Origin of the sequence: Streptomyces sp. NPDC059477 (assembly GCF_042749375.1) — a bacterium.
GTDB lineage: Bacteria > Actinomycetota > Actinomycetes > Streptomycetales > Streptomycetaceae > Streptomyces.
Window position 1 is genome coordinate 90,275 of the sequence record NZ_JBHYUG010000012.1, and the last position, 26,261, is coordinate 116,535.

The 26,261-nt window shown below is 66.4% G+C and carries 23 protein-coding genes and 1 pseudogene; 12 read left to right on the top strand and 12 right to left on the bottom strand.

All coding sequences use genetic code 11. From position 1 onward, the window contains the following. The first annotated feature begins 107 nt into the window (after positions 1 to 107). Positions 108 to 596: a glycine-rich domain-containing protein gene (locus tag ACFXAZ_RS09075; protein WP_384586884.1), complete on the top strand. Its 489-nt coding sequence runs from the start codon at positions 108 to 110 to the stop codon at positions 594 to 596. Positions 597 to 1,032: 436 nt separating this feature from the next. On the opposite strand, the gene ACFXAZ_RS09080 is transcribed toward ACFXAZ_RS09075, so the two are convergent. Further along, positions 1,033 to 1,254 (bottom strand): hypothetical protein, encoded by a 222-nt coding sequence (locus ACFXAZ_RS09080; RefSeq protein WP_384586885.1) that lies wholly within the window; start codon positions 1,252 to 1,254, stop codon positions 1,033 to 1,035. 16 nt (positions 1,255 to 1,270) lie between these two features. Further along, positions 1,271 to 1,474 (bottom strand): hypothetical protein, encoded by a 204-nt coding sequence (locus ACFXAZ_RS09085; RefSeq protein ID WP_384586887.1) that lies wholly within the window; start codon positions 1,472 to 1,474, stop codon positions 1,271 to 1,273. Between the two features lie 466 nt (positions 1,475 to 1,940). On the opposite strand from ACFXAZ_RS09085, the gene ACFXAZ_RS09090 reads away from it, so the two are divergent. Together ACFXAZ_RS09090 and ACFXAZ_RS09095 are read left to right on the top strand one after the other, a co-directional pair. After that, a complete protein-coding gene (locus ACFXAZ_RS09090) occupies positions 1,941 to 3,047 on the top strand; it encodes a helix-turn-helix domain-containing protein (protein WP_384586889.1) in 1,107 nt (368 codons plus the stop codon). A 125-nt stretch (positions 3,048 to 3,172) separates the two neighbouring features. After that, positions 3,173 to 3,553, top strand: a pseudogene (locus ACFXAZ_RS09095) (ASCH domain-containing protein). Between the two features lie 195 nt (positions 3,554 to 3,748). Here ACFXAZ_RS09095 and ACFXAZ_RS09100 read toward each other — a convergent pair. Then, positions 3,749 to 5,248, bottom strand: a complete 1,500-nt coding sequence (locus ACFXAZ_RS09100; protein ID WP_384586891.1) for a peptide MFS transporter — start codon at positions 5,246 to 5,248, stop codon at positions 3,749 to 3,751. Positions 5,249 to 5,774: 526 nt separating this feature from the next. Here ACFXAZ_RS09100 and ACFXAZ_RS09105 point away from each other — a divergent pair. Next, positions 5,775 to 6,452: a response regulator transcription factor gene (locus ACFXAZ_RS09105; protein ID WP_355739402.1), complete on the top strand. Its 678-nt coding sequence runs from the start codon at positions 5,775 to 5,777 to the stop codon at positions 6,450 to 6,452. A 12-nt stretch (positions 6,453 to 6,464) separates the two neighbouring features. Next, positions 6,465 to 7,736 (top strand): ATP-binding protein, encoded by a 1,272-nt coding sequence (locus ACFXAZ_RS09110; protein WP_384586894.1) that lies wholly within the window; start codon positions 6,465 to 6,467, stop codon positions 7,734 to 7,736. Positions 7,737 to 7,885: 149 nt separating this feature from the next. On the opposite strand, the gene ACFXAZ_RS09115 is transcribed toward ACFXAZ_RS09110, so the two are convergent. After that, entirely contained in the window at positions 7,886 to 8,482 is a 597-nt protein-coding gene (locus ACFXAZ_RS09115) for a GtrA family protein (RefSeq protein ID WP_384586896.1), read from the bottom strand. Positions 8,483 to 8,700: 218 nt separating this feature from the next. On the opposite strand from ACFXAZ_RS09115, the gene ACFXAZ_RS09120 reads away from it, so the two are divergent. Genes ACFXAZ_RS09120 through ACFXAZ_RS09130 form a run of 3 tightly spaced genes read left to right on the top strand, consistent with a single transcriptional unit; the run spans position 8,701 to position 11,632 of the window. Continuing rightward, positions 8,701 to 9,876: a 5-(carboxyamino)imidazole ribonucleotide synthase gene (locus ACFXAZ_RS09120; protein WP_384586898.1), complete on the top strand. Its 1,176-nt coding sequence runs from the start codon at positions 8,701 to 8,703 to the stop codon at positions 9,874 to 9,876. Next, the gene (gene purE / locus ACFXAZ_RS09125) at positions 9,873 to 10,394 is read left to right on the top strand and encodes a 5-(carboxyamino)imidazole ribonucleotide mutase (protein WP_382691881.1); all 522 of its coding nucleotides are present in this window, start codon (positions 9,873 to 9,875) and stop codon (positions 10,392 to 10,394) included. The genes ACFXAZ_RS09120 and purE overlap by 4 nt, the downstream gene beginning before the upstream one ends. A gap of 5 nt (positions 10,395 to 10,399) precedes the next feature. Then, the gene (locus ACFXAZ_RS09130; RefSeq protein WP_384586971.1) at positions 10,400 to 11,632 is read left to right on the top strand and encodes a dipeptidase; all 1,233 of its coding nucleotides are present in this window, start codon (positions 10,400 to 10,402) and stop codon (positions 11,630 to 11,632) included. Between the two features lie 836 nt (positions 11,633 to 12,468). Here ACFXAZ_RS09130 and ACFXAZ_RS09135 read toward each other — a convergent pair. Then, the gene (locus ACFXAZ_RS09135; RefSeq protein WP_384586900.1) at positions 12,469 to 12,924 is read right to left on the bottom strand and encodes a hypothetical protein; all 456 of its coding nucleotides are present in this window, start codon (positions 12,922 to 12,924) and stop codon (positions 12,469 to 12,471) included. Between the two features lie 759 nt (positions 12,925 to 13,683). On the opposite strand from ACFXAZ_RS09135, the gene ACFXAZ_RS09140 reads away from it, so the two are divergent. Further along, positions 13,684 to 14,952, top strand: coding sequence for a tetratricopeptide repeat protein (locus ACFXAZ_RS09140; RefSeq protein WP_384586902.1), 1,269 nt, complete (start codon positions 13,684 to 13,686; stop codon positions 14,950 to 14,952). A gap of 15 nt (positions 14,953 to 14,967) precedes the next feature. Next, positions 14,968 to 15,687: a 5-formyltetrahydrofolate cyclo-ligase gene (locus tag ACFXAZ_RS09145; RefSeq protein ID WP_384586904.1), complete on the top strand. Its 720-nt coding sequence runs from the start codon at positions 14,968 to 14,970 to the stop codon at positions 15,685 to 15,687. Positions 15,688 to 15,753: 66 nt separating this feature from the next. Here the strand turns inward: ACFXAZ_RS09145 and ACFXAZ_RS09150 are convergent, their stop codons facing one another. The 6 genes from ACFXAZ_RS09150 to ACFXAZ_RS09175 form a co-directional block, all read right to left on the bottom strand. Beyond that, complete coding sequence (locus ACFXAZ_RS09150; protein WP_384586906.1) at positions 15,754 to 17,112, bottom strand: DUF3987 domain-containing protein; 1,359 nt, start codon at positions 17,110 to 17,112, stop codon at positions 15,754 to 15,756. Between the two features lie 397 nt (positions 17,113 to 17,509). Continuing rightward, complete coding sequence (locus ACFXAZ_RS09155; RefSeq protein WP_384586908.1) at positions 17,510 to 18,280, bottom strand: histone-like nucleoid-structuring protein Lsr2; 771 nt, start codon at positions 18,278 to 18,280, stop codon at positions 17,510 to 17,512. A 518-nt stretch (positions 18,281 to 18,798) separates the two neighbouring features. Continuing rightward, positions 18,799 to 19,710, bottom strand: coding sequence for a hypothetical protein (locus ACFXAZ_RS09160; protein ID WP_384586910.1), 912 nt, complete (start codon positions 19,708 to 19,710; stop codon positions 18,799 to 18,801). A gap of 11 nt (positions 19,711 to 19,721) precedes the next feature. After that, positions 19,722 to 20,069 carry a hypothetical protein gene (locus ACFXAZ_RS09165; RefSeq protein ID WP_384586912.1) on the bottom strand — a complete coding sequence of 116 codons (348 nt, stop codon included), beginning with the start codon at positions 20,067 to 20,069 and terminating at the stop codon, positions 19,722 to 19,724. Between the two features lie 1,040 nt (positions 20,070 to 21,109). Further along, positions 21,110 to 21,277: a helix-turn-helix domain-containing protein gene (locus tag ACFXAZ_RS09170; protein WP_384586914.1), complete on the bottom strand. Its 168-nt coding sequence runs from the start codon at positions 21,275 to 21,277 to the stop codon at positions 21,110 to 21,112. A gap of 73 nt (positions 21,278 to 21,350) precedes the next feature. Next, positions 21,351 to 21,902: a hypothetical protein gene (locus ACFXAZ_RS09175; protein WP_384586916.1), complete on the bottom strand. Its 552-nt coding sequence runs from the start codon at positions 21,900 to 21,902 to the stop codon at positions 21,351 to 21,353. A gap of 131 nt (positions 21,903 to 22,033) precedes the next feature. On the opposite strand from ACFXAZ_RS09175, the gene ACFXAZ_RS09180 reads away from it, so the two are divergent. Beyond that, on the top strand, positions 22,034 to 23,209 hold the full coding sequence (locus ACFXAZ_RS09180) for a tyrosine-type recombinase/integrase (protein ID WP_384586918.1): 1,176 nt from the start codon (positions 22,034 to 22,036) through the stop codon (positions 23,207 to 23,209). A gap of 198 nt (positions 23,210 to 23,407) precedes the next feature. On the opposite strand, the gene ACFXAZ_RS09185 is transcribed toward ACFXAZ_RS09180, so the two are convergent. Further along, positions 23,408 to 24,565, bottom strand: a complete 1,158-nt coding sequence (locus ACFXAZ_RS09185; protein ID WP_384586920.1) for an acyl-CoA dehydrogenase family protein — start codon at positions 24,563 to 24,565, stop codon at positions 23,408 to 23,410. A 256-nt stretch (positions 24,566 to 24,821) separates the two neighbouring features. Here ACFXAZ_RS09185 and ACFXAZ_RS09190 point away from each other — a divergent pair, with 256 nt between their 5' ends. Beyond that, positions 24,822 to 26,165: a UDP-glucose dehydrogenase family protein gene (locus ACFXAZ_RS09190; RefSeq protein WP_384586922.1), complete on the top strand. Its 1,344-nt coding sequence runs from the start codon at positions 24,822 to 24,824 to the stop codon at positions 26,163 to 26,165. Positions 26,166 to 26,261 lie beyond the last annotated feature (96 nt).

The following is a 26,261-nucleotide window of genomic DNA, read 5'->3' on the forward strand; positions in this document are numbered from 1 at the left end:
CAATGAGCCAAGCGAAATGGCGTGCAATCTCATGCAAGCCAGTGGAGCCTGAAGCTCCCCGATCTCTACGGTCACCACATCGACACGGAAACGATCCGGGGGCCCACATGCACGATGTACACGCATTGCTCACGCCTGCCGCGTTCGAGAGCGTCATCGCAACAGTCGTCGGCAACAACCCCGGGATGGAGGAGGCGACGGCCCGGCGGATTGTGGTGGAGACGCTCAAGTTCGTGGACACAGCCGCACAGTTCCCCACCATCAAGATCACCCCCTCCACTGTGGTGGACGAGGGATGGCACGCGCTGATTCTGCATACGAACCTGTACGACAGGCTGTGTGGACGCCTGGGGCGTTTCGTGCATCACTGGCCCGAGCGTCCCGATGCCGCGCGCCACGATGCTCACGCGCTCACCCGTACGGTGGCCACCATCGAGCAGGCGGGGCACACCGTGGACGGTGAGCTGTGGACGGGTCCGGGCAACGCCCTGGTGCCGGTGGCGGCCAGTTGCTCCCACACTCCTAAGCCGGGCGGCTGTGGTCCCATCAATCCGGGCAACTGTGCCTCGCACTGCTCGGGCGGTGATGGTGAATAGCCTGGCCTTGGTCGGAAGGGCGGAAAGGCGGCATCGTGGACGCTGAACAGGCTCGGCAGGTGGATGCTGTGTTGAGGCGGTTGGGGCTGCCGGGGGTGGTCGCCCCGGAGGACCCCGAGAACCCGGCCGGGGAATGGCGGGTGTACGACGTGGCCGACCCTGTCGCGCGTCGGGATGTGACCGCTGACGCGTTGGCATCCGTGGCTGCCAAGTTACCTGGGGAGGAAACGGGGTCGGGGCCGACGAGAGGGTTTGTCATCCCGCCCAAGGGCGAGTGACCGTCCGTCGGAGCCGACGCATGGATGCCCCTGCCGTGATCGGCGGGGGCTTTCCTTGCGCCGTCACAGGCAGCGCCAGATCGTCACGATGAGCGCGCTCACGCTGCACACCGTCAGGACCCCGCTCCAGAAGGCGTCGTCGAGCGGGGTCCGCCGCTTCACGGCCGGTGATCCAGGCGCAGATGCCGACGCATGAGTACGTTCGCGTCGACCAGCGCGCTCTCGTCCCCCTTGGCCCGTGCCGCCGCTCGCCGGGCCGCCAGCTCCGAGCAGGCCGGGCAGCCTTCCACGGCGGTGGGCGGATAGATGGGCGGGAACGGGTCGCAAGGAACCTGGGTCGTCCGACCCTCCTCGTGAGCGTCGGCCTTGGAGATCGGCATGGCCGTACTCCTCCTGTCAGTCGGATTCTGGTTCTCGCACCAGCAGTTCGTCACCGGCCGGGAAGCGTGCGCTGCCGCCCTCCTCCCAGACGACGACCACGGCCAGCCCGCCCATCGGGCCCCGGTCGGTGCTCGCCGCCTTCACCGTGCGCCACTCGCCCGCGTAGCCGATCACGTCTCCCCTGGTGAGGAGGGCTGCGCGTTTGGTGGGATGGTTCAACTGCTCTCGTCCACGGGACGGATGAGAGTCAAAGGGGCTTCCCATTCGAGGCCACCCCCCTTCGGCCGGAGGTAGGCGGTTCGGGTGAGGACCCTTCCGGTGTCCCTGAATCGTTCCTCGATCACGTCTTGCAGTTCGCCCTGACGATTCGTCCTGGTGTCCGCCATGAGCGTGCCGCGCGGATACGGCAATCTGCCGTGGCCGAGCATCGTCGGTGGCATGGCGTGTGTGCGTGTCATGGCACTCGTCACCTCTCGTCCCGCCTGGGCGTACGCGTCTCACCCAAGAGAACTGCCGCTGTGCGGGGGGAGCTTGCACACCCCATGCACAGCCCCGGGCACATGAGGTGCGTGAGTGCCACCATGGGACGTAACGGAAAGTCGAGCGGGGAAGACGCACAGATATGAGCGTGACCAGGAATCCCGGACCCGGTGCCAATGTGGCCCTCCGCCGTAAGACGCGCGGCTTGAGCCAGGTCGCCCTCGCCCGGCGGGCAGGCGTGTCGGTCTCGTTGCTGAGCAAGATCGAGGTGGGCGACCGAGCGCTGACCCAGGGCATCGCCGCCGCTCTCGCCCAAGCCATGGGCCTGACCCTGGACGAACTGCTCGGCACGGCTCCGGTCGGGCGGGCCGACGAGAGCAGCCTCACCGACCTCAACTACGTCGTCCGGCGGTTCGAGATCCCGGGCCCGCCACCACCGCACCCGGAGGATCTGCCGTACGCGCTGGCTGAACTGAACGCACACCGCCACCGCACCGAGCTGTCGGCCGTCCTGCGGAAGCTGCCGGGTGTGCTGGCCGACGTGACCCACCACGCGCACGCCACCCAGTCCCCCGACGCCTGGACCCGCGTCGCCGACACCTACAGCGTGGTCTACTGGCTCGCCGCCCGGCACCGCTGGATGCACCTCGCCGAACTCGCCGTCATGAAGCAGCGGTCGGCCGCCGAGCGCGCCCACCCGATCGCGGCCACCGTCGCGGCCCGTGACGAAGCCGGGGCCTTTCTCAACTCGGGTGACTTCGCCGGTGGGCTGGCCGTGGTGGACCGGGCGATCGTGGAGGCGCAGTCGGTGCTGCGGGGCCGCGAGCGCGCGTACGGCCTGGGCATCCTGCATCTGCGCGGGCTGACGCTGGCTGGACGGGTCAAGGACAAGGCGACTGCGGGACAGCACATCGACGCGGCATGGCGGGTGGCCGAGGAGTTCCCCGAGGACATCGAGGACCACGGCATCCACTTCGGACCCGAGAACACCGCCGTGCATGTCATCTCGACGGCCTCCGACATGGAGGACTACCGCGAGTCCCTCGACACGGCCGCTGATCTGATCCGGGGCGGGCTGACCCTCCCGGCCACCCGGGTCGCCCCGCTGCACATGAACATCAGCCGGTCGAAGCTCGCCCTGGGGGACCGTGACGGCGCCCTCGCCTCGCTCGAAGAGGCGTGGGACGTCGCCCCGGAGATGGCCAGGGTGCACCCGACGAGCCAGGAGCTGATGCGCGTCCTGACCTCCCTGCACCAACGCAGCAACCCCCGCCTCACCCGCCTCGCCATTCGCGCCGGGGTGCCCTTCTGACATCCGTCGGGCCGATGGCCGAGTGGCCACGATGCGGTGTGCGTGCCCTCGCCCCTCACCCCGTTCAAGTCACCGCTGACGGACCGCACAATGGCCACGCCACCCATCAGGAGCACCCTCACCCCATGAGCGACGCCACTTTTCGAGTCCGCGAACTGCACCTCTAGCGCCAGTACTTCGACCTCGTCACCGCAGGCACCAAGACCATCGAGGTACGGGTGAGATACCCGCACCTCGCCGACCTCGCCGTCGGCGACATCATCCGCTTCCGCATCAAGGGCACCGACGAGACGTACGAGGTCAAGGTCAAGCGCGTCACGGAGTACCCGGACTTCGAGGCCCTGCTCGACACGGAAGGGCCGGCCAAGGTGAACCCGACCGCCACCCGGGAGCACCAGCTCGCCAGCATCCGTGCCATCTACCCGCCCGAGAAGGAAGCCCTCGGCGCCCTCGCGATCGAGATCGGGCCTCTCAGCGTCGTACGCCGGAGCACAACCGGCCTCTGAGGGGTGCGGGGAACTGTGCGATCAAGCCCCACTCACCCGCACCCGGCCATCAACCCGCCGCCGCCCCCCGCGACCGACGAGGACGCGAAAGAGGACGCGAAAGAGGGCGCGAAAGAGGGCGCGAAAGAGCACGCGAAAGGGGGCCACCCCAGCACCACCAGGGCGACCTCCTCCCACGCCACCTACGCGGCAGCGTCAGCGCACCTCCCCCATCAACCCCTTCACCTTCCCCCGGTACATGAACACCGCCACCCCCGCCAACACGGCCAACGCCGCCTCCGCCGCCACCACACCCGTCTTGTTCAGGTCGACCCCGTACGTCGACAGCAGCCCCGTCACCGCGTCCCCCGCCGTCACCGCCAGGAACCACACGCCCATCATCTGCGAGGCGTACTTCGCGGGGGCCATCTTCGTCGTCACCGACAGGCCCACCGGGGACAGCATCAGCTCGCCCGTCGTCTGGCAGAAGTAGATCAGGACGATCCACCACGGCGAGACCGCGCCACCGTCGGCGGCGACCAGGGGGAGGAGGAAGACGAAGAACGAGATGCCCACCAGGACCAGACCCCCGGCGAACTTGACGATCGTGCTCGGCTCCCGGCCGCCGCGGGCCAGCGCCAGCCACACCGTCGCGAAGATCGGCGCCAGGGCCATCACCAGGACCGGGTTGACCGACTGGAACCAGGAGATCGGGAACTCCCAGCCGAAGACCTGGTTGTCGACATGCTTGTCGGCGAAGAGGGAGAGGGTCGAGCCGCCCTGGTCGTAGATCATCCAGAAGACGGCGGCGGCCACGAAGAACCAGATGTACCCCGACACACGGGACTGCTCGGCGTCGGTGAGGTCCTTGTCGCGCTTTATGCGGGCCAGGACCGCGATCGGGACGACCAGGCCGATGAGCATCAGCGGGACCATCACCCAGTTCAGGGTGTACGTACCCGTGCCGACCACGATCGCGTAGAAGACGACCGCGATCAGCAGCCAGATCATCGACTTGCGCAGCGTCGCGCTGCGCTCGGCGACATTCAGCGGCTTGGGGACGATGCTCGACTTCGCCGACAGATGGCGGCTGCCCAGCAGGAACTGGGCCAGGCCCAGCGCCATGCCCAGCGCGGCGAGCGCGAAGCCCAGATGCCAGTTGACCTTCTGGCCGACCGTGCCGATGACCAGCGGCGCGGCGAACGCGCCGAGGTTGATGCCCATGTAGAAGACCGTGAAGCCGCCGTCGCGGCGCGGGTCGGTGGGGCCGTCGTACAGCTGGCCCACCATCGTGGAGATGTTGGACTTCAGCAGCCCCGACCCTATGGCCACCAGCAGGAGGCCGAAGTAGAAGGTGCCGGCCGAGGGGAGGGCCAGGACCAAGTGGCCGGCCATGATGACCGACCCGGCGATGGCGACCGTCTTACGGGGGCCCCAGACCCGGTCGCCGAACCAGCCGCCCGGCATCGCCAGCAGGTACACCGTCGAGACGTAGACGGAGTAGATGGCGATCGCCGTACCGGCGTCCAGGCCGAGCCCGGCGGGGGCGACCAGGTAGAGGGGGAGCAGGGCCCTCATGCCGTAGTAGGAGAAGCGCTCCCACATCTCGGTCATGAAGAGCGTGGCCAGTCCGCGGGGGTGGCCGAAGAAGGTCTTCTCGGATCCGGATCCGGGGGTGCCCGGGAGGGCCGAGTCCTTCGTCAGGCTGGACGCCATGGGTCGTTCCTTGCTGTCGGGACGCGCCGAAGGAGCGGGGCGCGCCCGGTGGGGGAGCCGGCACCGGCCGGTCGGACCGTCCATCCCACGCCCACGGGAACTCCGCCCCGGGTCACGGGACGGCGGACGGCGACCACCGGGATCCACGCCTCTACGCGCGTCACTGCGCTATGAGGCCCGGCCACAGGTCATTCCTTTCGGGCCGGCGGTCAGCCGGCCCGCACACAAAAGAGACCTTCAGCGTCAAGTGCCGCAGAAGGTCCCTGTCGGTGCTACAGGCGTTCAATCACCATAAGGGAGCAGAATCTATGGTATGGGGGGACTTGAGACGCGTATCACAGGCTGTGCGTGTCACGGGGTTGTGTGTATCGCGGGTTGTGCGTATCACAGGCTGTGATGGAAACCGTAGCCAGCCATTCCGCTTGATGGTGCGTGACGTCACCGTTATGTCCGCCATGTGCCTCAGTAAGAATCCGTCCAGGCGATCTCACCTCGGTGTCGTGGCCTGCGGGACTACCATCACCACATGACCCGTGTACTGCTCGCCGAGGACGACTCCTCCATTTCGGAGCCCCTGGCCCGCGCACTGCGCCGAGAGGGATACGAGGTCGAGGTGCGGGAGGACGGACCCACCGCACTCGACGCGGGCATGCAGGGCGGCGTCGATCTGGTCGTACTGGATCTCGGCCTGCCCGGCATGGACGGTCTGGAGGTGGCCCGCCGACTGCGTGCCGAAGGCCACACCGTGCCCATCCTGATCCTGACCGCCCGCGCGGACGAGGTCGACACGGTCGTCGGCCTCGACGCCGGTGCCGACGACTACGTCACCAAGCCCTTCCGGCTCGCCGAACTGCTCGCGCGGGTGCGCGCGCTGCTGCGTCGCGGCGCCGCCGAGCCCCAGCAGCCCCCGGCCACCCACGGCGTACGGATCGACGTCGAGTCGCACCGCGCCTGGATGGGCGAGGAGGAGCTCCAGCTCACCGCCAAGGAGTTCGACCTGCTGCGGGTGCTGGTGCGCGACGCGGGCCGGGTCGTCACCCGTGACCAGCTGATGCGCGAGGTCTGGGACACCACCTGGTGGTCCTCCACCAAGACCCTGGACATGCACATCTCCTGGCTGCGCAAGAAGCTCGGCGACGACGCGGCCAACCCCCGCTACATCGCGACCGTGCGCGGCGTCGGCTTCCGGTTCGAGAAGAGCTGACCCCCACCGCACATGCGCCGCCGACTGATCCAATCCACGCTCGCCGTCGTGCTCGTCGTGATCGCCGTCTTCGGTGTCTCGCTCGTCATCGTCGAGACCCGGACCATCAGCGAAGCCGCCCAGGACCGGGTGGAGTCCGAGTCCGTGCGGCTGGCCAGCATCGTGGACAGCCGCATCCTCGGCCATGAGGAGATCTCCGCCGCGATACTGGGCGACCAGGTCGGTGAGGGACAGTACGCCGTCGTACGACTGCCCGGCCGGGCGCCCATCGAGATCGGTGAGCGGCCCACCGGCGACGTCATCGAGCACACCGCCCGCGGCGAGGAGGGCGAGACGGTCACCTTCCAGGAGCCGCGCTCCTCGGTGACCGACGAGGTCGGCCGTACGCTGCTGATCATCGGCCTGGTCGCCCTGCTCGCCGTCATCGCCGCCGTCCTGCTCGCCGTCCGCCAGGCCAGCCGGCTCGCCTCCCCGCTCACCGACCTCGCCGAGACCGCCGAACGCCTCGGCTCCGGCGACCCGCGCCCCCGCCACAAGCGCTACGGCGTCCCCGAGCTGGACCGGGTCGCCGATGTGCTGGACGCCTCCGCCGAGCGGATCGGGCGGATGCTCACCGCCGAGCGTCGGCTCGCCGCCGACGCCTCCCACCAGCTGCGCACCCCGCTGACCGCGCTGTCCATGCGGCTGGAGGAGATCACCCTCACCGACGACCCGGACACGGTGAAGGAGGAGGCCACGATCGCGATCGCGCAGGTGGAGCGGCTCACGGACGTCGTCGAGCGGCTGCTCACCAACTCTCGCGACCCCCGCACCGGCTCCGCCGTCTCCTTCGACCTGGACGAGGTCATCCAGCAGCAGCTCGCCGAGTGGCGCCCCGCCTACCGGCAGGCCGGACGGGCCATCGTCAGCTCCGGCAAACGGCACCTCCAGGCGGTCGGCACCCCCGGCGCGGTCGCCCAGGTGCTGGCCGCGCTGATCGAGAACTCCCTCATGCACGGCGGCGGCACCGTCGCCCTGCGCACCCGCGTCATCGGCAACCAGGCCGTCATCGAGGTCACCGACGAGGGACCCGGCGTCCCCGCCGACCTCGGGGCACGGATCTTCGAGCGCGCGATCAGCGGCCGGAACTCCACCGGGATCGGGCTCGCCGTGGCCCGCGACCTCGCGGAGGCGGACGGCGGACGACTGGAGATGCTCCAGGCACAGCCGCCGATTTTCGGCCTCTTCCTGTCCCGGAACGCACTGAAGAAGGCGTCGGGGGACGAGGGGCGGACGGTCCGCTAGGCCGTCCCTCCGGGGGAGCAGAAGGGGTCTGGGTCCGCTGGCCCGTCCCTCCGGGGGATCGACGGATCCCCTCCAGGAAGGATCCGATCCCCTTCAAGGGGTCGCCCGCCAGTCCCTACGGTCTCCCCGATCCCCCCCGGTACGCCGGATCACACCCGGGCGCGCGCCCGCTGCTGCCGTGCCCGCTGCCGCTGTCGTACCGTCTGCGGCTTCTCCAGGAACGATTCCGCGCCGCCCACCGCCTCCACCGTCCCGGCCGTTCCCACCGCACCCTGGGGCCCCCGCGCGGGCAGCGCCCGGAACACCCAGGAGCGGTACGACCAGAACCGGAACAGCGTGGCGATCCCGATGCCGAGGAACTTGAAGACGTTGTTCTGCATCGGGGTGTCCCAGCCGAGCCCGTACGTCGCCAGGTACAGCACGCCGTTCTCGATCACCAGCCCCACCGCGCTGAACAGCAGGAACAGGGACATCTCACGGGTACGGCGATTCTTGTCCCGGTCACGGTAGGTGAAGTACCGGAACCCGATGTAGTTGAAGACGATGGCCACGACCGTCGCGATCACGCTCGCGCGCACGACCTGGAGGTCGGTGACCGCCCGGACCAGGTTGAAGACCAGCAGATTGACCAGGAGGCCGACCCCGCCGACCGCGCCGAACTTGGCGACCTCGCGACTCAGCCGCCGCAGGCGCGGACGGAAACCGCTGGTGGGCGTCGTGCGGAGCCCTGAGGAACCACGTGCCATGGCGGAGAAGGCTCCTGTCGGGTCGAAGGCGCCTGTCGGGATGCCGAAGGCGTCTGTCGGGGTGGAGGCGTCAGTCGGGGTTCAGGTGTCTGTCGGGTCGAAGGCGTCAACTCCGCCATGCTAACCAGCCCCCTTCCGTGATCGCCCCCGGACTAGCTCACCGGTTCGGAAAGAAACGGTGAGAACGGGCGGATCCGGGTGGCCGATATCCTGTGGGTGTGACGTTCCCGGTAGTCGGCATGGTCGGCGGTGGCCAGCTCGCTCGTATGACACACGAGGCAGGCATCCCGCTCGGCATCAGGTTCAAGCTCCTCAGCGAGACCCCCCAGGAGTCCGCGGCGCAGGTCGTGAGCGAGGTCGTCATCGGCGACCACCGCGATCTGGAGACGCTGCGCGCCTTCGCGCGGGGCTGCGATGTGATCACCTTCGATCACGAACACGTCCCCATCGAGCATCTGCGCGCCCTCGAAGCGGACGGGATCCCGGTCCGGCCCGGCCCGGACGCCCTGGTGCACGCCCAGGACAAGGGCGTGATGCGGGCCCGGCTGGACGCGCTCGGCGTGCCCTGCCCGCGCCACCGGATCGTGGCCGACCCGGCGGACGTGGTGCGCTTCGCCGCCGAGGGGGCAGCCGAGAGGGCTGCGGAGGCAGGCGGGCAGGACGACGGCTTCCCCGTCATCCTCAAGACCGTCCGCGGCGGCTACGACGGCAAGGGCGTGTGGGTCGTCCACAACGCCCGGGAGGCCGCCGAGCCCTTCCGCGCGGGCGTCCCCGTGCTGGCCGAGGAGAAGGTCGACTTCGTCCGGGAGCTGGCCGCCAACGTCGTACGGTCCCCGCACGGCCAGGCCGTCGCCTACCCGGTGGTCGAGTCCCGGCAGGTCGACGGCGTCTGCGACACCGTGATCGCGCCCGCGCCCGAACTGCCCGAGGCACGGGCGCTGGCGGCCGAGGAGATGGCCCTGCGGATCGCCAAGGAACTCGGCGTGGTCGGACACCTCGCCGTCGAGCTGTTCGAGACCCGCGACGGCCGCATCCTCGTCAACGAACTGGCGATGCGCCCGCACAACTCCGGCCACTGGACCCAGGACGGCGCGATCACCTCCCAGTTCGCCAACCACGTCCGGGCCGTCCTGGACCTGCCCCTGGGCGACCCCCGCCCGCGCGCCAAGTGGACCGTCATGGCCAATGTCCTGGGCGGCGACTACCCCGACATGTACTCCGCGTACCTGCACTGCATGGCCCGCGACCCCCAGCTGAAGATCCACATGTACGGCAAGGACGTGAAGCCCGGCCGCAAGGTCGGCCATGTCAACACCTACGGCGACGACCTCGGCGACGTGCTGGAGCGCGCCCGTCACGCAGCCGGCTACCTGAGAGGCACGATCACCGAATGAGCCCTGTCGTTGGCATCGTCATGGGGTCCGACTCCGACTGGCCCGTCATGGAGGCCGCCGCCCAGGCCCTCGCCGAGTTCGAGATCGGCTACGAGGTCGATGTCGTCTCCGCGCACCGGATGCCGCGCGAGATGATCACGTACGGTGAGCGCGCCGACGGCCGCGGACTGAAGGTGATCATCGCGGGCGCGGGCGGCGCCGCCCATCTGCCCGGGATGCTCGCCTCGGTGACCCCGCTGCCGGTGATCGGCGTACCGGTGCCGCTGAAGTACCTGGACGGCATGGACTCCCTGCTGTCGATCGTGCAGATGCCGGCCGGCGTGCCGGTGGCCACGGTGTCCGTCGCGGGCGCGCGCAACGCGGGCCTGCTGGCCGCCCGCATCCTGGCCACGCACGACGCGGAACTCCTCGGCCGGATGCGGGACTTCCAGCAGGAGCTGAACGACCAGGCGACCGAGAAGGGCAAGCGGCTGCGCGCGAAGGCCGACCACTCCACCGGCTTCGGCTTCGGGAAGTGACGGAGATGACGGCGCCCTCGCAGTCCTCCTCCTCGCAGTCCTCCCCCTCGCTGCCGGAGGCCAGGGCCCTGCTCGCCGAGTTCCCCGTGGTGGACGGTCACAACGACCTCCCCTGGGCGCTGCGCGCGCAGGTCCGCTACGACCTCGCGGCCCGGGACATCGCCGCCGACCAGTCGGCCCACCTGCACACCGACCTGCCCCGGCTGCGCGCGGGCGGGGTCGGCGCCCAGTACTGGTCGGTGTACGTCCGCGCGGACCTGCCCGACCCGGTGCCCGCGACGCTCGAACAGATCGACTGCGTACGGCAGTTGCTGGCCCGGTACCCCGAGGACCTGGCCCCCGCGCTGACGGCGGCGGACATGGAGGCGGCCCGGCGCCAGGGCCGTATCGCCTCCCTGATGGGCGCGGAGGGCGGCCACTCGATCGCGTGCTCGCTGGCGACGCTGCGCGGCCTGTACGCCCTCGGCGTCCGCTACCTGACCCTCACCCACAACGACAACATCCCCTGGGCGGACTCCGCGACGGACGAGCCGGGGGTGGGCGGCCTGTCCGCGTTCGGCCGTGAGGTCGTCCGGGAGATGAACCGCACCGGCATGCTGGTGGACCTCTCCCATGTGGCCGCGACGACCATGCGGGACGCGCTGGACACCTCCGAGGCGCCGGTGATCTTCTCGCACTCCTCGGCGCGCGCGGTGTGCGACCACCCGCGCAACATCCCCGACGACATCCTCGAACGCCTCCCGGCGAACGGCGGGATGGCGATGGTGACCTTCGTCCCGAAGTTCGTCCTCCAGGCGGCCGTGGACTGGACGGCGGCGGCCGACGACAACATGCGCGCCCACGGCTTCCACCCACTGGACGGCACGGCCGAGGCGATGAAGATCCAGCGCGCGTACGAGGCGGCCCACCCGCGCCCGGTCGCCACGGTCGCCACGGTCGCGGACCACCTGGACCACATGCGCGAGGTGGCGGGCATCGACCACCTGGGCATCGGCGGCGACTACGACGGCACCCCCTTCACCCCCGACGGCCTCACCGATGTCTCCGGCTACCCCCACCTGATCGCGGAACTCCTGGACCGCGGCTGGTCCCGCCCCGACCTGGCCAAGCTCACCTGGCAGAACGCGGTACGGGTACTGGGCGCGGCGGAGGACGTGGCCCGGGACGCGCAGGCCCGCCGCGGCCCGTCGAACGCGACGCTGGAGTCCCTGGACACGCCCGAGCCGGCGGACGCCTGACGCACACCCGAACGACGTAGTCCCTAGTCCCTAGTCCGTAGTCCGTAGGACGTAAGCCGTAGTACGCACCTCGTGTCTCGTACTACGGCTTACGGGCTTACGGGCCTATGCGCTGCGGCCCCATGGGGCTTACGGGCCTATGGGCTTGCGGGGCTACGGGCTTACGGCAGGTTCCTCGCCATCACGATCCGCTGCACTTGATTCGTGCCCTCATAAATCTGCGTGCTCTACAGGCGACACGGCGTTGATCTGCACGAATACCCCTCTTGGGAGGGGCTTCCCCAGCATTCCCCCATGATCACCTTCCGTCCGTTGGACTGCTTGGGCACGTGGCCAAGTGGCTCTGAGTAGTGAGAAGCCCCCGCCCTGCGCACTCAGCAACGCAAGACGGGGGTTCTCTCTTCTCTCAGCGGGTGGTGTGGGCCGACCCGCTGAGAGGGCCTACGGGGCGTGCGGATGGAACCTGATCACCCGTGCCGCTTCGAACCTGGCCCATGTATCGCCGGTCCCCTCGGCTTTCTTCCTGAGTACTGCCGCTTCCCGGCATGTGGGGCAGTCGGCAACCGGCTTGGCCTCAAACAACCAGCCGTCTAAGGGGAGTTCGATGGGCGGTTCCGGGTAGCGTTTCGGCTCAAGTGTCACGCCCACCGCCTTGTGCGGGACTCAGACTGTTCGGCGGGGCCGTCCACTCGCAGCCGCCGTTTACGGGCCTCACGAACGCTGTGGCGACTTCCCTGCGTTCCTCGGGGAGCTTGGCAGGATCGCCCCATCGGGGGTCAATCTCCATGAGTACGCCCGTGCGCTGTCCGTCGGTGACGCGCTGGCCGATCATGCGCCTAGTGACCACCTTGATCACCCCCGAGACGTGCGCGCCACTTTGTGAAGGTGCCGCGTAACCCGACTGGCTTCAGCGCTGCAATCAGTTGGTCGACCTGAGCCCGCAACGCGATGTCGAAGGGGTTGAATTGCGCCCACTCGCAGGCGCCCGGGTGGTCACGGTAGATCGTGCAGATGTCGCCGGTCGGGTCCTCGCTCTCGCATACGGGGAGATCTTCGGCCCACTGGCCGGGCATGTCCTGGTGCCAGTGCAGGAACACGTCAGTGCTTGGTTCGCGCTGTGCGCCGTCCCGGAGAAAGGCGACATGGAACACGTGCGGCGCATCGTCGCTGACCTGGCACTGTACGGCGTCGACCTCGGCCCAATCCGGATCGTCAACGCGGGATTCGATCTTGATCGCTTGGGCGAGAGCGTCAGTGTCGGCAACGGTCGTGGCATCGCATCGCCCGATCATGTCGCCTCCCTGCTGCGGGCACAGTCGGCACAGCCGGGCACAGGGCATGGCGGGAGCGCGGTAGGCGGAGGGAAGGAGATCATGCCGGATGCAGGGTCGAGCCGTCCGCCGTACTCCTCCCACCAAGGGTCTTGGACTGTCGGCTGAGGGCCTGCCGGGGCGTCGCTGAGGCTGACTAGCTCCGGATCCGGTAGCACGCTCAGACGGGCGCTCACGCGCTTGGCGGGGGTCGTCATGACTCACGCTCCGTCAGACTCCGGTATAGCGCTACCTGTTCGACCACTGCGGCGCAGAGCTTGGTCCACGTCGGCGCATCCACGGTGGGGGCGAGATTCCATGCGGGTTGGTCTTTGTCGCTGGCCCCGTACTTCTCGCGCATGGCCAGGACCCGACCGCTGTACGGCGCGGTTGCGTACCAGTGCGAGGGCTCCTTGCTACCGGGCGCTGACTGGAAGGATGTCCAGCCCTCGGGGAGTTCGGCACTCATCTCACACCCCACCGCCCCACCGCACGCACAGGCGGTCTGCCGGATGGCTGGCTGTAGCTTTCGGCACTGTCGTCAACCCCTTGGTGGTTGGTGGCCACGCCCCCGGACGTTCGCCCGTCGCGGGGGTTCCTGCCGTCTCAAGAGCCTCAACCGCCTACGACGCATCCGGGAACGTCGAACGGGGAACCCCGCAAGCCCATTTGGGGAACCCCGCTGGGGTGTACGCGGATACCCTGGGAGGAGATCACTCCCCTTCTCACCAGGTGGCGTCCATGGTCGATCGAATGGCGAGCCGCACCGGCTACGTACTGACGATCCCTGATGGTTTGTTAGACAGTGATGCAATGCGCAGGGCCTGTGCGGCCCGTGACTTCCAAGAGATCTTCCGCCTCGTCAACCGGCGTACCGGCTCCAGCTATGCGGTAATTTCTTCGGCTGTTGGCAAGATGACCAGTGGTCGCGTAAGTGACATTGTTCGAGGCGTCCGGCGCATTCGCGGACAAGAAGTGATCGAGCGGGTGTGTGATGGCTTCGGAATCCCTGGGGAGATGCTGGGAGTTTCCGAGCGATCATGGGAGTCCATTCCAGCCCACGACTACACCTTGCAGGACAAGAAATGGAGTTCAGCTAAGAAATCAGAAAGCCTTGATCTGGTCACCGTGGCCAACCTTCGGCAGCAGATTCAAACTCTAGACTCACGGTACGCAACTGAGCCTTCCACTGTTCTGGTTGCCAGAACGGGAAGCCTCCTCGGGACGCTGGTTCAATGGCTCGATTACAGCGCACCGCACCCCGTGATCCGCGACTTGCAGGCTGCCGTGACCGAGGCTTCTACGCTCATGGGGCAATTGGTTTGGGACGCGTCGGGGAGAACCGACCACTCCACAGCACGGGGATATTTTGAACAAGCCGTCAGCGTTGCGCGAGAATTGGGAGATCCTGTTGCGGAAGGACTCGCGATGCTCCGCACATCGTTTGTGGCCCTCTACGGAGAGAAGAACCCATCCGAAGGGCTTCAGTTGACCCGGCAAGTAACGGCCAAGGTGGGAAAATCCAGCAGCGCCCTAAGTGGACTCGCTTTCCTTCATTCCGCCGAGGCTCACGCGATGCTTCGCCAGCGAAGCGAATGCGAGGAATCACTCCGAGATGCAGAGAGATTCTTCGACAGAGCTGGCGAAAATGATGCGGGGGCCTCCTTGCTTTCCCCAGGGCAGTTCGGTCGCCTAGCTGGTTCATGTTTCCTCTTCCTGGGTGACGCTCCTAGAGCCGAGACTCTTTTGCGAGAAACCGCTACCAGAGTTCTACAGGGGTCAAAATCTCAGGCGATCGTTCTAGCGAACCTGGCCTTGGCGCACATCCGGCAGGGAAAGATTGACGAAGCAGTCGGCGCAGTTCACAGGGCTATTGAGGTAGTTGAGGGTAACCGTGGGGGTGGGGGGTTCAGCCTGATCTTCAAGGCGGGGAAGGAATTGCAGAACTGGAATAGCTCTTCAGATGTGAAGAGCCTTAACAGTCGACTCTTCGGGCTGATCGCTGCCTGAGAAGGGAAGTGCTGAGTGAATTCCGACGCTATCCGAGAAGAAAAACAGAAGATCCGTGAGCGCGTATGGAGGCTACTCGAAAGCGAGAATGCAGTTTCGGCCAGCGTGACTGGTAGGATTCCTTCATTTGTTGGCTCCACTGCCGCTGCTTTCCGCCTCTCCGAGCATCCCGCATGGCGGGCATCCCGAATCATCAAGGCCGTTCCAGACAAGGCTCAGATGCCAGTGCGAGAGTTGGCGCTAAAGGAAGGGAAAGGGGTGTACATGGCTGCGCCGAAACTTGCCGCAAGCAAGCCCTTCTATTTCCTGGACCCTGAAGCTCTCACCATTACTCCCGGAGAGGCCGCAGAAAGACGTGCGGCGGAGGAGCACGCCTTGCCGGTAGATGTGCAAGAAATGCCGCCAGTGGATCTAGTTGTCTGCGGCAGTGTAGCCGTTAATGCCAAAGGTGCGAGATTGGGGAAAGGGGCTGGATATGCCGATATCGAGGTTGCCCTACTCCAAGAGGCTGGATTGATTGCACGAGATGTACTCATCGCGACTACGGTGCATGATCTGCAAGTAGTCGATTTCGAAATCCCGGAGTCTCCCCATGATTTTCGGGTCGATCTCATCGTCACTCCAGAGCGACTAATTGAGTGTCCGCCGCATGAGCGGCCTCAAGGAATTCTCTGGGAGTCCCTGAAGCCGGAAATGATCGCAGAAATCCCCGCGCTGGCGAATCGGAGGCCGTGAACTTACTCGCTATCCCCACAGCATGGAAAACCCCGGCTCTGTGGCCGGGGCTGTCCCAATTGTTTGTTAGAGGAGTGCGCGGAACGGGTTCTCTTGGAGTGGTGGGGGTTGCTTGGTCACGGGGGCCGGTGGCTGGACGGGTTTGAGTGGTTCGGGTGTGGTGGGTCGGTAGGCGTCCATGGCTACGACGTTGGCCGTGTTCTCGTCCGTTTCTGTCCGCTCGCCGGCTGCGTTGGTCTGCGGTTCCGGATACGGGGTGTGATCGGGACTGTCGGGGGCGAGTGAGAACACGACGGCCGGTCGGCCGATGCCCTGCCGTTCCTCGGTGACGACGATTCCGGGGAGTGCCTTGATCTGTGCGGCGGATGCTCCGACGTAGGGGAGGAGCTGGGAGGAGCGGGCGGAGCCGCCGAAGAGCTCCAGGCGGTTGCGTACCTTCTCAGCGAGGCTGAGCGGCTGTCGCCTGCTGGGCTTGCTGCGGCTGCCCGTTGCGATTGCTTCCACGGTGTCCATGGCATGGACCACCAGGGCGGAAGCCGCATGCAGATCATCGGCTGTGATGGCGGAGCGCAGATCGAACAGGGCGAGCAGTGCGGCGATCCGCCGTACCTGTTCGTTGCAGCGGGAGGCGAACGGCTTCAGTTCCGCCGACTCACGGGCCTTGTTCAGCAAGTCGTGCCGGATGGTGTCCGCCACGTCCAACGCGTCCTCGGTCAGGGTCACGGTGCCGACTCGCTGACCGAATCGGACGGCCCGCGCGAACAGTTCACCCGCTTCGGGGACCAGATGGGAGGGCATGCGCTCCCGTTCGCTGAGCCAGCGCACCTGAGAAACGGGCAGGGTGAGCAGCCGGTTGTAGGACCCTCCGTCACGGTCGGCACCCGACAGGTTCGCCGAGAACTCTTCCGGGGTGATGTGGCCCATGATCGCGACCCTTGGGGCGTCCACCTGAACGGGATCCTTGGCCCTGGACGTGGCCACCGGGGTGCCGTCCCACAGGTCCCGCAGTACCTGTGACAGGTTGGCCTGTCTGCGTCCCGCCCGCAGGACACGGGCGTATTCGGTGTCGATGATCAGGCCGTGTTCGCCGCAGTCGGCAACAGCCTGGATCAGTCCGGCCCCACCCACCACACCGTGGATGACGTTGCCTGTCATGAAGGCACGGTTGGCGTCCGTGGCAATGGCCTCGGCGATGCCCCAGGACTGGCCCTTGCCCTCCCCTGTTCCGCCGCACAGCAGCACGTGAAGCATGAGGGGCATGGAGCCGGAACCGCGCTGTACGCGGGTGTCGGGCAGCATGGCGGAGAATGCGCACAGCAGACCCCCGAGCAACCCGACAGGGGACCACTCCACATGGGGTGCCAGGGAGGCCACGACGGACCGGAGCCGTCCGGTGGCCAGGGCGGAAACGTCGGGGGTGGTCATGCTGCGTCTGCCTCCATGAGTGAGGGCTGGGCATGGTGCGGGACGAGTCGGCACCATCGCCCATTGATTTCTTTGACCAGGGTTTCCGGGCGGTTGGAGGTGGCCAGGGAAACGGGAAGTGCCTCCCCGCCATCGGCAGGGACCACCAGGGCCCGGCATGTCTTGCTGCCCGTGGGCACGGTGCGCAGGATCGCGGCCAGGGTGAACGGGTCACGGGAGATCACCCCGGTACGGGACCGGCCACCGGGACCGGTCCACTTCACCCATGAACCAGGGGCATAGTCCGCCCGTGAGGGGCGGGAATCCACCCCGTACCCCTTGGCACGCCTCCACAGACTGTGATCGGTGGGGCGGGGGTGCCGACCGCGCCGTACCAGGGGCGCGGTCGGCTGAGCCGTCAGGCTGCTGTGTGGGACTCCTCGGTACCGGACTCCCGCCCAACCTGGGCGAGTCGGTAGGCGTGCGAGACAGTCATGGGGATACGGCCACGGGCCGGAACGTCGTACCCGTTCGCCCGTGCCCACTCCCGCACGGCACGGTTGCGCTCACGATCAGTGAGCGGACGCGCTTCCGTCTCAACGGGCGCGGTCTGCCCCTGCTGCGGAGCCTTCCCCTTCATGGCGTCGGCGTAGGCCCGTGCCATGTGCGGGAAGTTCGACCACATGAACCCCCTGAACTCCACATGGGAGGCAGTCAGGGACGCGTCCCTGCCCTCAGTGGCACACCACTTCACGTAGTCGTCCCGCTCCTTGTCGGGGAGCGCTGCCAGACGGTCACGGTGCCTGGACCACTGAGCCTGTGCAGCCTGGGAACGGACGTCCAGCGGCTTGCCCTTACGGGCCTTGCGGCTGTCCGTGATCCGCTCGCAGTAGTCGGCAAGATCAGGGTCAGGAGAAGGCTCTTCAGCCTCCACAGCGGGCGGAGTGTCAGCCTGTGCGTCCGGTTCCGGGACAACGGGCGCGGGAACGGCCACAACCGGCTCAGCGCCGGTGGAGTCATCGGGCACACCGGCCCCCAGGGCATCCACCAGATACGCGGAGAACCGCGCGGAGTGCTCAGAGCACAGATCCCAGGAACGCTCACCCAGGCTCAGAGTCTCAGCAGCCTCGGTCTGTGAGCCGTCCTTGGACAGGCACCCGTCACACACGACCTTTTCGACGTAGCTCACGATCTGAACTGTCGTCCGCACGGCTTCCCCTTGGTTGATTGGGTGGATTGAGTCTCGGTCTGCCGGAGATTCGTTCTCTGCGGCTTCCCTGCCCGCCCCTGCGAGCGGGTTGATGAAACTCCACCCATCCCAACATCTGCGTATCACGGCATGATTTAGTTCAGATTTCGAAACGATAACTCAAATGCATTACGGGTGGGGGTAATATGTAAATTCATAAGTCGTGAGGACCGCAGGGGCGCCCCCCTTTCGTCGTGTACGGGTTCTGTTAATCCACGGTTTTGTGGGGCGATTCTCATAAAGAGGCTAGGGAGGGCTCTACAGGGTGCTCTACATGCCCCTTAAAGTGCAGAAATGAGCACTCTGGGCAGTGTCTCCGGTGGCACTGGTCACAGTTTCCGCTGTACGTGTCCCGGTTTCTCCACGAGGACACGTAGAAGGACATGATGTGTCACCGAGCTGCACCCAAAAAGCAAAGAAGGGGCCTCCATTATTTCGGTAGAGGCCCAACGGCTACATCAGACAGGCCACGTCACGGAAGCCTTTACAATTCCCTTCGTCGGCTTGCTCTCGTCCCAGGTGTTGTCAGGCTTCTTGGTGTCCATGCCGGGGTAGCGAAGTACCTTTCCGCCGTACAGGTGCAGGGTGTCCACGTAATCAGCCCTGTACTTCTCGCTCATCCCTTCGCGGAACTCGTTGAACTGGCTGGCGAACGTAGCGAAATCAGGATGGCCAGCAATGATGTCCACACCAACCGGCATTGCGGTCGTGGAAGCGACCGTGAACCCGGCAAGGCGAGCCACGACACCATTCGCTGTCACACCACCTTCGCCGTAGGCGGCGGCATTGGCCACCGCCGGGTGCTCGATCAGATACCGCTTCACCTTCGGGGACACCACGACATACCGGGTAGCCTCCGGCACATCGCTTTCGTCCAGGGCGAGCATCATGTCCAGGATCTCGCTATAGAGGCTGGCAGGGATTCCGCCTGCGGTGGGGGTGATGTCCGGGAAAGCAGTTGCGCTATCGGAAACGATATTTCCCATGAATGAATCCGCCTTGGCGGCGAGAGCACGGACCATCTGACGGTTGATAGGTGAGCCGAAGTTCCCCGCAGCCACCTGCACGCGTTCAGCGTTTTCAATCAAGAGTTGCAGGTAATCAGCCTCACTGATCGGGATTTCCTGGTCAACGGTCTCCGGGCGCTGAGCGGTCATCCCCTGAGCAATGGTGTACTCACCCACGGTGGGCCGGACAAGAGAGTTCACGTGAACCACGTCACCCCGGCTCCGGATGTGCCCCTCATAGTCCCTGTTGCTCACAAGTCGGGAGGCCCACACAAGCAGCGGGTCGAATTGCTGGAGCAGATCCCGGGCCCACTCCTCCGGGACGAAGGTATTTGTTCCGGCATGCTGATAAGCGAAAACCATATACTCTCCTTTTACTTTCTGCCTCGTGAATCGAGGGAAACGTGGGGCTTGAAGGGACCGCCGTCGCGGTTGTGCCCTGCACCGGCAAGCGGAGGAAGTTTCATGGACGGCCTGAATGTCTCAAGCACCCTGGATATCGCCTCGGCGGATGGGTTGCCGTCCTCCCCGATCAGCCGGGGCAGATTCAGGTAGCTGGTGAATTCCTCGGGGAGTGTGATCCCTGCCTTGGCAGCCTGAGCCTCCAGCTCGGCCTGAGCCAGCTTCGCGGCATACTCCCGGGAAACCTCAGCCCGGATAGCCTCGGCCGGATCCGGTGCCGCCTCGGCCTGGCCCTCGGGGGCGGTACTGCTTTCACTCATGAAACCTCACTAAAGTATTCCCACTTGGGGTGGGAAGGAGTGTTTTCTCCTATATCCGCCTTAAGGGCGGCTAGAGGACTTAGTCACTGTAGAGACTTACTTACTCTTAGATACTCACAACAGGACAACGAAGAGACAAGTACCCCCTTCCGTAGGTTTCCCCAGTGAACAGCACCGGTTCTGTTTCCTACTGGAAGGAGCTACTTCCCTCACCGTTGACCTGATTGCCTCACAGGCAGGTATCCGACGAGATCCCATGACGACTTGGATAGCACCCCGGACAGCATCCGTGGACTGTCCGTGCCAGCGGCACACCGCCGAGTGTGCATGGCCCCAGAGGGTTGCCCCTCCACTAGTTCTGAGTTAATGCGACACAGGCGGGATGCCACCTCTCACCTGCCTGCTCACGCTCGTAGCGTGTTCATCGGTCCCCATACCTCCCGGTAGGCGCTGAGATCCTGCTCCTTCAGGCCAGGGAATGTGTACACAAGGTTCTGGTTCTTCCCCACGGTGATTCCCTGATACCTGAGACGTCGTGTACGGGCCTTTGCGGCCCTCTGGTGAGCCCGGCAGTACTTCCGGGGCCGCCCGCCTTTACGGCGCGCTCCAGGGGCGTACAGGGGCTCACGGCAGCCCCACCATCGGCATACTTCCGGTGGGTTGGATATCCGCTCAACCTTGAACCCTGATCCCCGCTCAGGTGCGGAGCTGGAATCATTCCCGTAGTGCATCCTCAGCAGCTCCCCGTAATGGTCTGGTTCCTCGCCTCCCGGCCCCTGCTCCATGAGCGACCGCAGTTCTTCGAATTCGTCCATCTCGGGACATTGAACGTCGGTTGCTAGGTCGTGTTCACATGGGGTGATACGTGGAGGCCACGACTCGCATGACCCTCCTGGAGCCTGCTCTAGGAGCTTGTCCGCCTGCGCCTCCAGCCTGGCCTGTCCCCTCCGGTCGGTGGGCGGGATCGTCTTGGTCATACATCCTCTCGGCAAATAAAAAACCCCCGAATCGCCTCGGGGGAATCCAGCTCTGACGGTTCTTCAGTTCTGCTCATCCAGCCACTTATCAAGGTCGCCCGGTCGACACCGAAGAGCCTGGCCGACCTTCCGAAACGGGATCTTCTCTCGCTGCCAGTTCCCGTACACCCACGACCGAGGCTTGTTCAGGTACTCGGCCACGTCATCCACAGTCATCAGCGTTACTTTCATGCGTCTCCTATCAAAAAGAAGGGCCCCCAGATCCCTGGGGGCTCATTGTGGGTTGCTTCAGTGATAGTGGATTTCAGTCTGTGTTGTCATCGGATTTAGCGAAGGTCGCAAGTGCCTCCGTGGCTTTCTCGGTAAGTTCACCGCCAGCCTTGCCCGCAACGGTGGTCAAGTATCCCTCTCGCCGCGCTCGCTTGAGATGGTCTTTCACGGTCTCCGGGCGGCGGTCGATGAGCCGCGCCAGCCACGGAACAGGGGCCGGGGCGCCCGAGTCGGCCATGGTCTTGTAAGTCGCAGCCAGCAGGGCCAAGTAGGTCTCTGACACACCCTCGGTAGCCAGCAGCATGCCCGCTGACGATCCTGCTTCCTCAACCTTTGCCGTTACCTCCTTCATGCCCTGCTGGAGTTCGGGTGCGCTCTCCGCCAGCTTCATGGCTGCCGCCAGGTCGAGTCTCCGTAGAACCGTCGTGGAGATGCCGCGCGCCACGTCACGAGCTGCTGCACCCTGCGCTGACTCCACCGTGATCCGTTGAGGCCCTCCGGTGATTGGTCCGGTCGGCCACCACATACGGATCACCCAAGCCCCCTGCTCTTGGGTGATCTCGAACCCGCTCTCGTTTGCTTCCACACTTCAAGGTACCACACAGGGTGATCCACCCTGTGTTGACAACCCAGGGTGGATCATGTGCAGACTGAAGGAGGCCGGGCAACTGGCCCGGCGCCGGATGGTCCGCGTGTCATCAGTGGGAGGGGAAGCCCGTGGCAAGGGCATGGGTTACACGGTCCAAAGACGATCCGAAGAAGTGGACAGCGTTCTGGTATGACCCGGACGGCAAGCAGCGCCAGAAGAGCTTCGACACCAAGAAGCGAGCAGACGACCACCGCAAGCGCAAGGAACAGGAACTCGACGCTGGGACCTACCTGGACGACCGATTGGGCAAGCAGCCCGTGACGGCTGTCTGGGAGCAGTGGACGAATCAAAGGAAGCTGGAGAACAGCACCAAGAAGCAATATCGATCCATCCAGAGGACGACCCTTGAGCCGTTCTTCAAGGCCCGTTCCATCGTGTCCCTGAAGGCTGCAGATGTTGAGCAGTGGCTCTTGTGGATGGAGCAGGACCGGAAGCTGTCCGCCCGTACACGGCGTCAGCGGTTCTCGTTCTTCTCAGGGATGATGGACTGGGCTGTCGTCAACGAGATCATCGGCCGGAACCCGTGCAAGAAGGTCAAGGGCGCGGGCAGCCGAGCCAAAGAGATCCGGGAGCACAAGAGCACCGCGCGGCGACTCACGACGCGCGAAGTACTGGCGATGCTGGATGCCGCTCCTCCGCGATACCGCGCAATGCTGTGGCTCATGGCTGGGTGTGGCCTGCGGCTGGGTGAGGCCATGGCGGTGTCCCGCGATCAGATCGACTTCAAGGCCGAGACCCTTCGCGTCGACTTCCAGATTGCGGAGGACGGCGACACGGAGTCGGGCAAGAACAGTGCGATCCAACGTCGGCACATCAAGGCTCGGGACGAAGGCGAGCCAGGGCGTACCGTCCCCCTCCCGCCGAACGTCGCCTTCGAGCTTCGGCGGCACATCAAGAACCACGGCGTGTGGGGGCAGGAACGGCTTCTCTTCCCCAACGTGACACGGACCGGCTACCTCTACGCGTCGTACTTCTACCCGAAGATCTGGATGGAGGCTCTTGGCAAGGGACAGGTGAAGTACTGCAAGGCTCACTCACTCCGGCACTACTACGGGTCGCGGCTGCTGTACGCCAGAGTCCCCGAGAACGACGTGGCCGACTGGATGGGCCACGGCAGTACGGATGTACTGAGGGAGCACTACCACTACATCTTCGAAGGGGCCGAGCAGCGCGGCCGGGCCGCCATCGCAACGATGCTGACGCCCGGCGCCGACGACCCCACGGAGGCGGCAGCGGTCGCCTGATCCACGTGCGACAACAGCCCCCGGCGTCACGCCGGGGGCTGCGTTGTTTGTGCACGTCAGTGGCCGTTCTCAGCCCAACATCCGCCCAGGATTCCCCCAGCATGACGCCCAGGAACGGCCCTGATCGGGCCGCAGCGGACGGAAGGCCGAGGATGCCCATCCGGTCTGTGAAACGGCTTCTGACCTGCAAAAACCCTGCTACGGCAGGTTCCTCGCCATCACGATCCGCTGCACTTGATTCGTGCCCTCATAAATCTGCGTGATCTTCGCGTCCCGCATCATCCGCTCCACCGGGTAGTCGCGGGTGTAGCCGTAGCCGCCGAGGAGCTGGACGGCGTCCGTGGTGACCTCCATGGCGACGTCGGAGGCGAAGCACTTGGCCGCCGCGCCCTGGAAGGTGAGGTCGGCGTCGCCGCGCTGGGACTTGGCCGCCGCCGCGTAGGTCAGCTGGCGGGCGGCCTCGATCTTCATGGCCATGTCGGCGAGCATGAACTGGATGCCCTGGAAGTCGCCGATCGGCTTGCCGAACTGCTTGCGCTCCCTGACGTAGCCCTTGGCGTAGTCGAGGGCGCCCTGGGCGATACCGAGGGCCTGCGCGGCGATGGTGATGCGGGTGTGGTCCAGGGTCTTCATCGCGGTGGCGAAACCGGTGCCCTCGGCGCCGATCATGCGGTCCGCCGGGAGGCGGACGTTGTCGAGGTAGACCTCGCGGGTGGGGGAGCCCTTGATGCCGAGCTTCTTCTCCGGGGCGCCGAAGGAGACACCGGCGTCCGACTTCTCCACGACGAAGGCGGAGATGCCCTTGGAGCGCTTCTCCGGGTCGGTCACCGCCATCACGGTGTAGTACTCGGAGACGCCCGCGTTGGTGATCCAGCGCTTCACGCCGTTGAGGACGTAGTGGTCCCCGTCGCGTACCGCCTTCGTCTTCATCCCGGCCGCGTCGGAGCCCGCGTCCGGCTCGGACAGGCAGTACGAGAACATCCCGTCGCCTTTGGCCAGCGGGGTCATGTACCGCTTCTTCAGCGACTCGGAGCCGGACAGGATCACCGGCAGCGAGCCCAGCTTGTTGACGGCCGGGATCAGGGACGAGGACGCACAGACCCGGGCCACCTCCTCGATCACGATGACCGTCGCCAGCGCGTCGGCGCCCGCGCCCCCGTACTCCTCCGGTACGTGCACCGCGTGCAGGTCGTTCGCCACCAGGGCGTCCAGCGCCTCCTGCGGGAAGCGCGCCTCCTCGTCCACCACGGCGGCGTACGGCGCGATCTTCGCCTCGGCCAGTGAGCGGACGGCGTCGCGGAGCATGTCGTGCTCCTCGGACGGGCGGTACAGGTCGAATTCAGCCGATCCGGCCACGGTGTCTCACGCTCCAAAGACGGGGTGAAGCTGATGCTAATTACCGTTAAGTAACTCGAATATTAGGGGTCGGTCCAGCCGACGGGTACGTGAGCTAGGCGACAGCCGCAAAGTGCCCGTTGAAGCGGGGTGCGCACCCCCGACTATGCTCGGGCACCGCGCCCCGCGACGCATGTTCGACGAAGTTCCGGCTTCACTCCCGTCTTCTCCGTCTTCTCCGTCCTCTCCCGTCTTCTCTGGCTCTCTGGAGTACCGCATGGCCCTGAAGATCACCGTGATCGGCACCGGCTACCTCGGCGCGACCCACGCCGCGGCCATGGCGGAACTGGGCTTCGAGGTGCTCGGCCTGGACGTGGTCCCCGAGAAGATCGAGATGCTGCGCGCGGGCCGGGTCCCGATGTACGAGCCGGGCCTCGAAGAGCTGCTGCGCAAGCATGTCGCCGGGATCGAGGGCGCCACCGGACGGCTCCGCTTCACCACCGACTACGCCGAGGTCGCCGCGTTCGGCGATGTCCACTTCGTCTGTGTGAACACCCCGCAGAAGCACGGCGAGTACGCCTGCGACATGAGCTACGTCGACGCCGCCTTCGCCTCGCTCGCCCCCCACCTCACCGGCCCCGCCCTCGTCGTCGGCAAGTCCACCGTGCCCGTCGGCTCCGCCGACCGCCTCGCCGCCTACCTCGCCGCCCACGCGCCCGCCGGGCAGGACGCCGAACTCGCCTGGAACCCGGAGTTCCTGCGCGAGGGCTTCGCCGTCAACGACACCCTGCGCCCCGACCGGATCGTGGCCGGAGTGCGCAGCGAGCGCGCCGAGAAGCTGCTGCGCGAGGTGTACGCGGGCCCGCTCGCCGAGAACACCCCGTTCGTCGTCACCGACTTCCCCACCGCCGAACTGGTGAAGACCGCCGCGAACTCCTTCCTCGCCACCAAGATCTCCTTCATCAACGCGATGGCCGAGGTCTGCGAGGCCGCCGACGGCGATGTGCTCCGGCTCGCCGAGGCCATCGGGTACGACGACCGGATCGGCGCCAAGTTCCTGCGGGCCGGTATCGGCTTCGGCGGCGGCTGTCTGCCCAAGGACATCCGGGCCTTCATGGCGCGCGCCGGGGAACTGGGCGCCGACCAGGCGCTGACCTTCCTGCGCGAGATCGACTCGATCAACATGCGCCGCCGCGGCCAGATGGTGGAGATGGCCCGCGAGGCGCTCGGCGGCGGCTCCTTCCTGGGCCGCCGGGTCGCCGTCCTCGGCGCCGCGTTCAAGCCCGACTCCGACGACGTACGCGACTCCCCGGCCCTGAACGTCGCCGGGCAGATCCATCTCCAGGGCGGCCAGGTCACGGTGTACGACCCGAAGGGCATGGCCAACGCAAAGCGGCTGTTCCCGACCCTGGCCTACGCCGACACCGCGACGGAGGCGGTACGCGGCGCCCATGTCGTCCTGCATCTGACCGAGTGGCGGGAGTTCCGCGAGCTGGACCCGGCCGCGCTCGGCGAGGCCGCCGAGTCCCGGGTGATCCTGGACGGCCGCAACGCCCTCGACCCGGAGCGCTGGCGCCGGGCGGGCTGGACGTATCGCGCGATGGGGCGCCCGACCGCCTGAGCGGTTGACGGGAGCGACGGCGGGGGGGGGGGCGGCCGCCCCGCCCCCCACGCCGGCCGAGGGCCGGTCAAACACCCCGGGGGCCGCCGCGCCCCC

Coding starts and splice junctions, on each gene's coding strand:
- ACFXAZ_RS09075 (WP_384586884.1), top strand. CDS start 108: ATGCACGATGTACACGCATTGCTCACGCCTGCCGCGTTCGAGAGCGTC.
- ACFXAZ_RS09110 (WP_384586894.1), top strand. CDS start 6,465: ATGCGCCGCCGACTGATCCAATCCACGCTCGCCGTCGTGCTCGTCGTG.
- ACFXAZ_RS09160 (WP_384586910.1), bottom strand. CDS start 19,710: ATGGTTTTCGCTTATCAGCATGCCGGAACAAATACCTTCGTCCCGGAG.
- ACFXAZ_RS09165 (WP_384586912.1), bottom strand. CDS start 20,069: ATGAGTGAAAGCAGTACCGCCCCCGAGGGCCAGGCCGAGGCGGCACCG.
- ACFXAZ_RS09080 (WP_384586885.1), bottom strand. CDS start 1,254: ATGCCGATCTCCAAGGCCGACGCTCACGAGGAGGGTCGGACGACCCAG.
- purE (WP_382691881.1), top strand. CDS start 9,873: ATGAGCCCTGTCGTTGGCATCGTCATGGGGTCCGACTCCGACTGGCCC.
- ACFXAZ_RS09150 (WP_384586906.1), bottom strand. CDS start 17,112: ATGACCACCCCCGACGTTTCCGCCCTGGCCACCGGACGGCTCCGGTCC.
- ACFXAZ_RS09135 (WP_384586900.1), bottom strand. CDS start 12,924: ATGATCGGGCGATGCGATGCCACGACCGTTGCCGACACTGACGCTCTC.
- ACFXAZ_RS09130 (WP_384586971.1), top strand. CDS start 10,400: ATGACGGCGCCCTCGCAGTCCTCCTCCTCGCAGTCCTCCCCCTCGCTG.
- ACFXAZ_RS09105 (WP_355739402.1), top strand. CDS start 5,775: ATGACCCGTGTACTGCTCGCCGAGGACGACTCCTCCATTTCGGAGCCC.
- ACFXAZ_RS09190 (WP_384586922.1), top strand. CDS start 24,822: ATGGCCCTGAAGATCACCGTGATCGGCACCGGCTACCTCGGCGCGACC.
- ACFXAZ_RS09115 (WP_384586896.1), bottom strand. CDS start 8,482: ATGGCACGTGGTTCCTCAGGGCTCCGCACGACGCCCACCAGCGGTTTC.
- ACFXAZ_RS09170 (WP_384586914.1), bottom strand. CDS start 21,277: ATGAAAGTAACGCTGATGACTGTGGATGACGTGGCCGAGTACCTGAAC.
- ACFXAZ_RS09140 (WP_384586902.1), top strand. CDS start 13,684: ATGGTCGATCGAATGGCGAGCCGCACCGGCTACGTACTGACGATCCCT.
- ACFXAZ_RS09100 (WP_384586891.1), bottom strand. CDS start 5,248: ATGGCGTCCAGCCTGACGAAGGACTCGGCCCTCCCGGGCACCCCCGGA.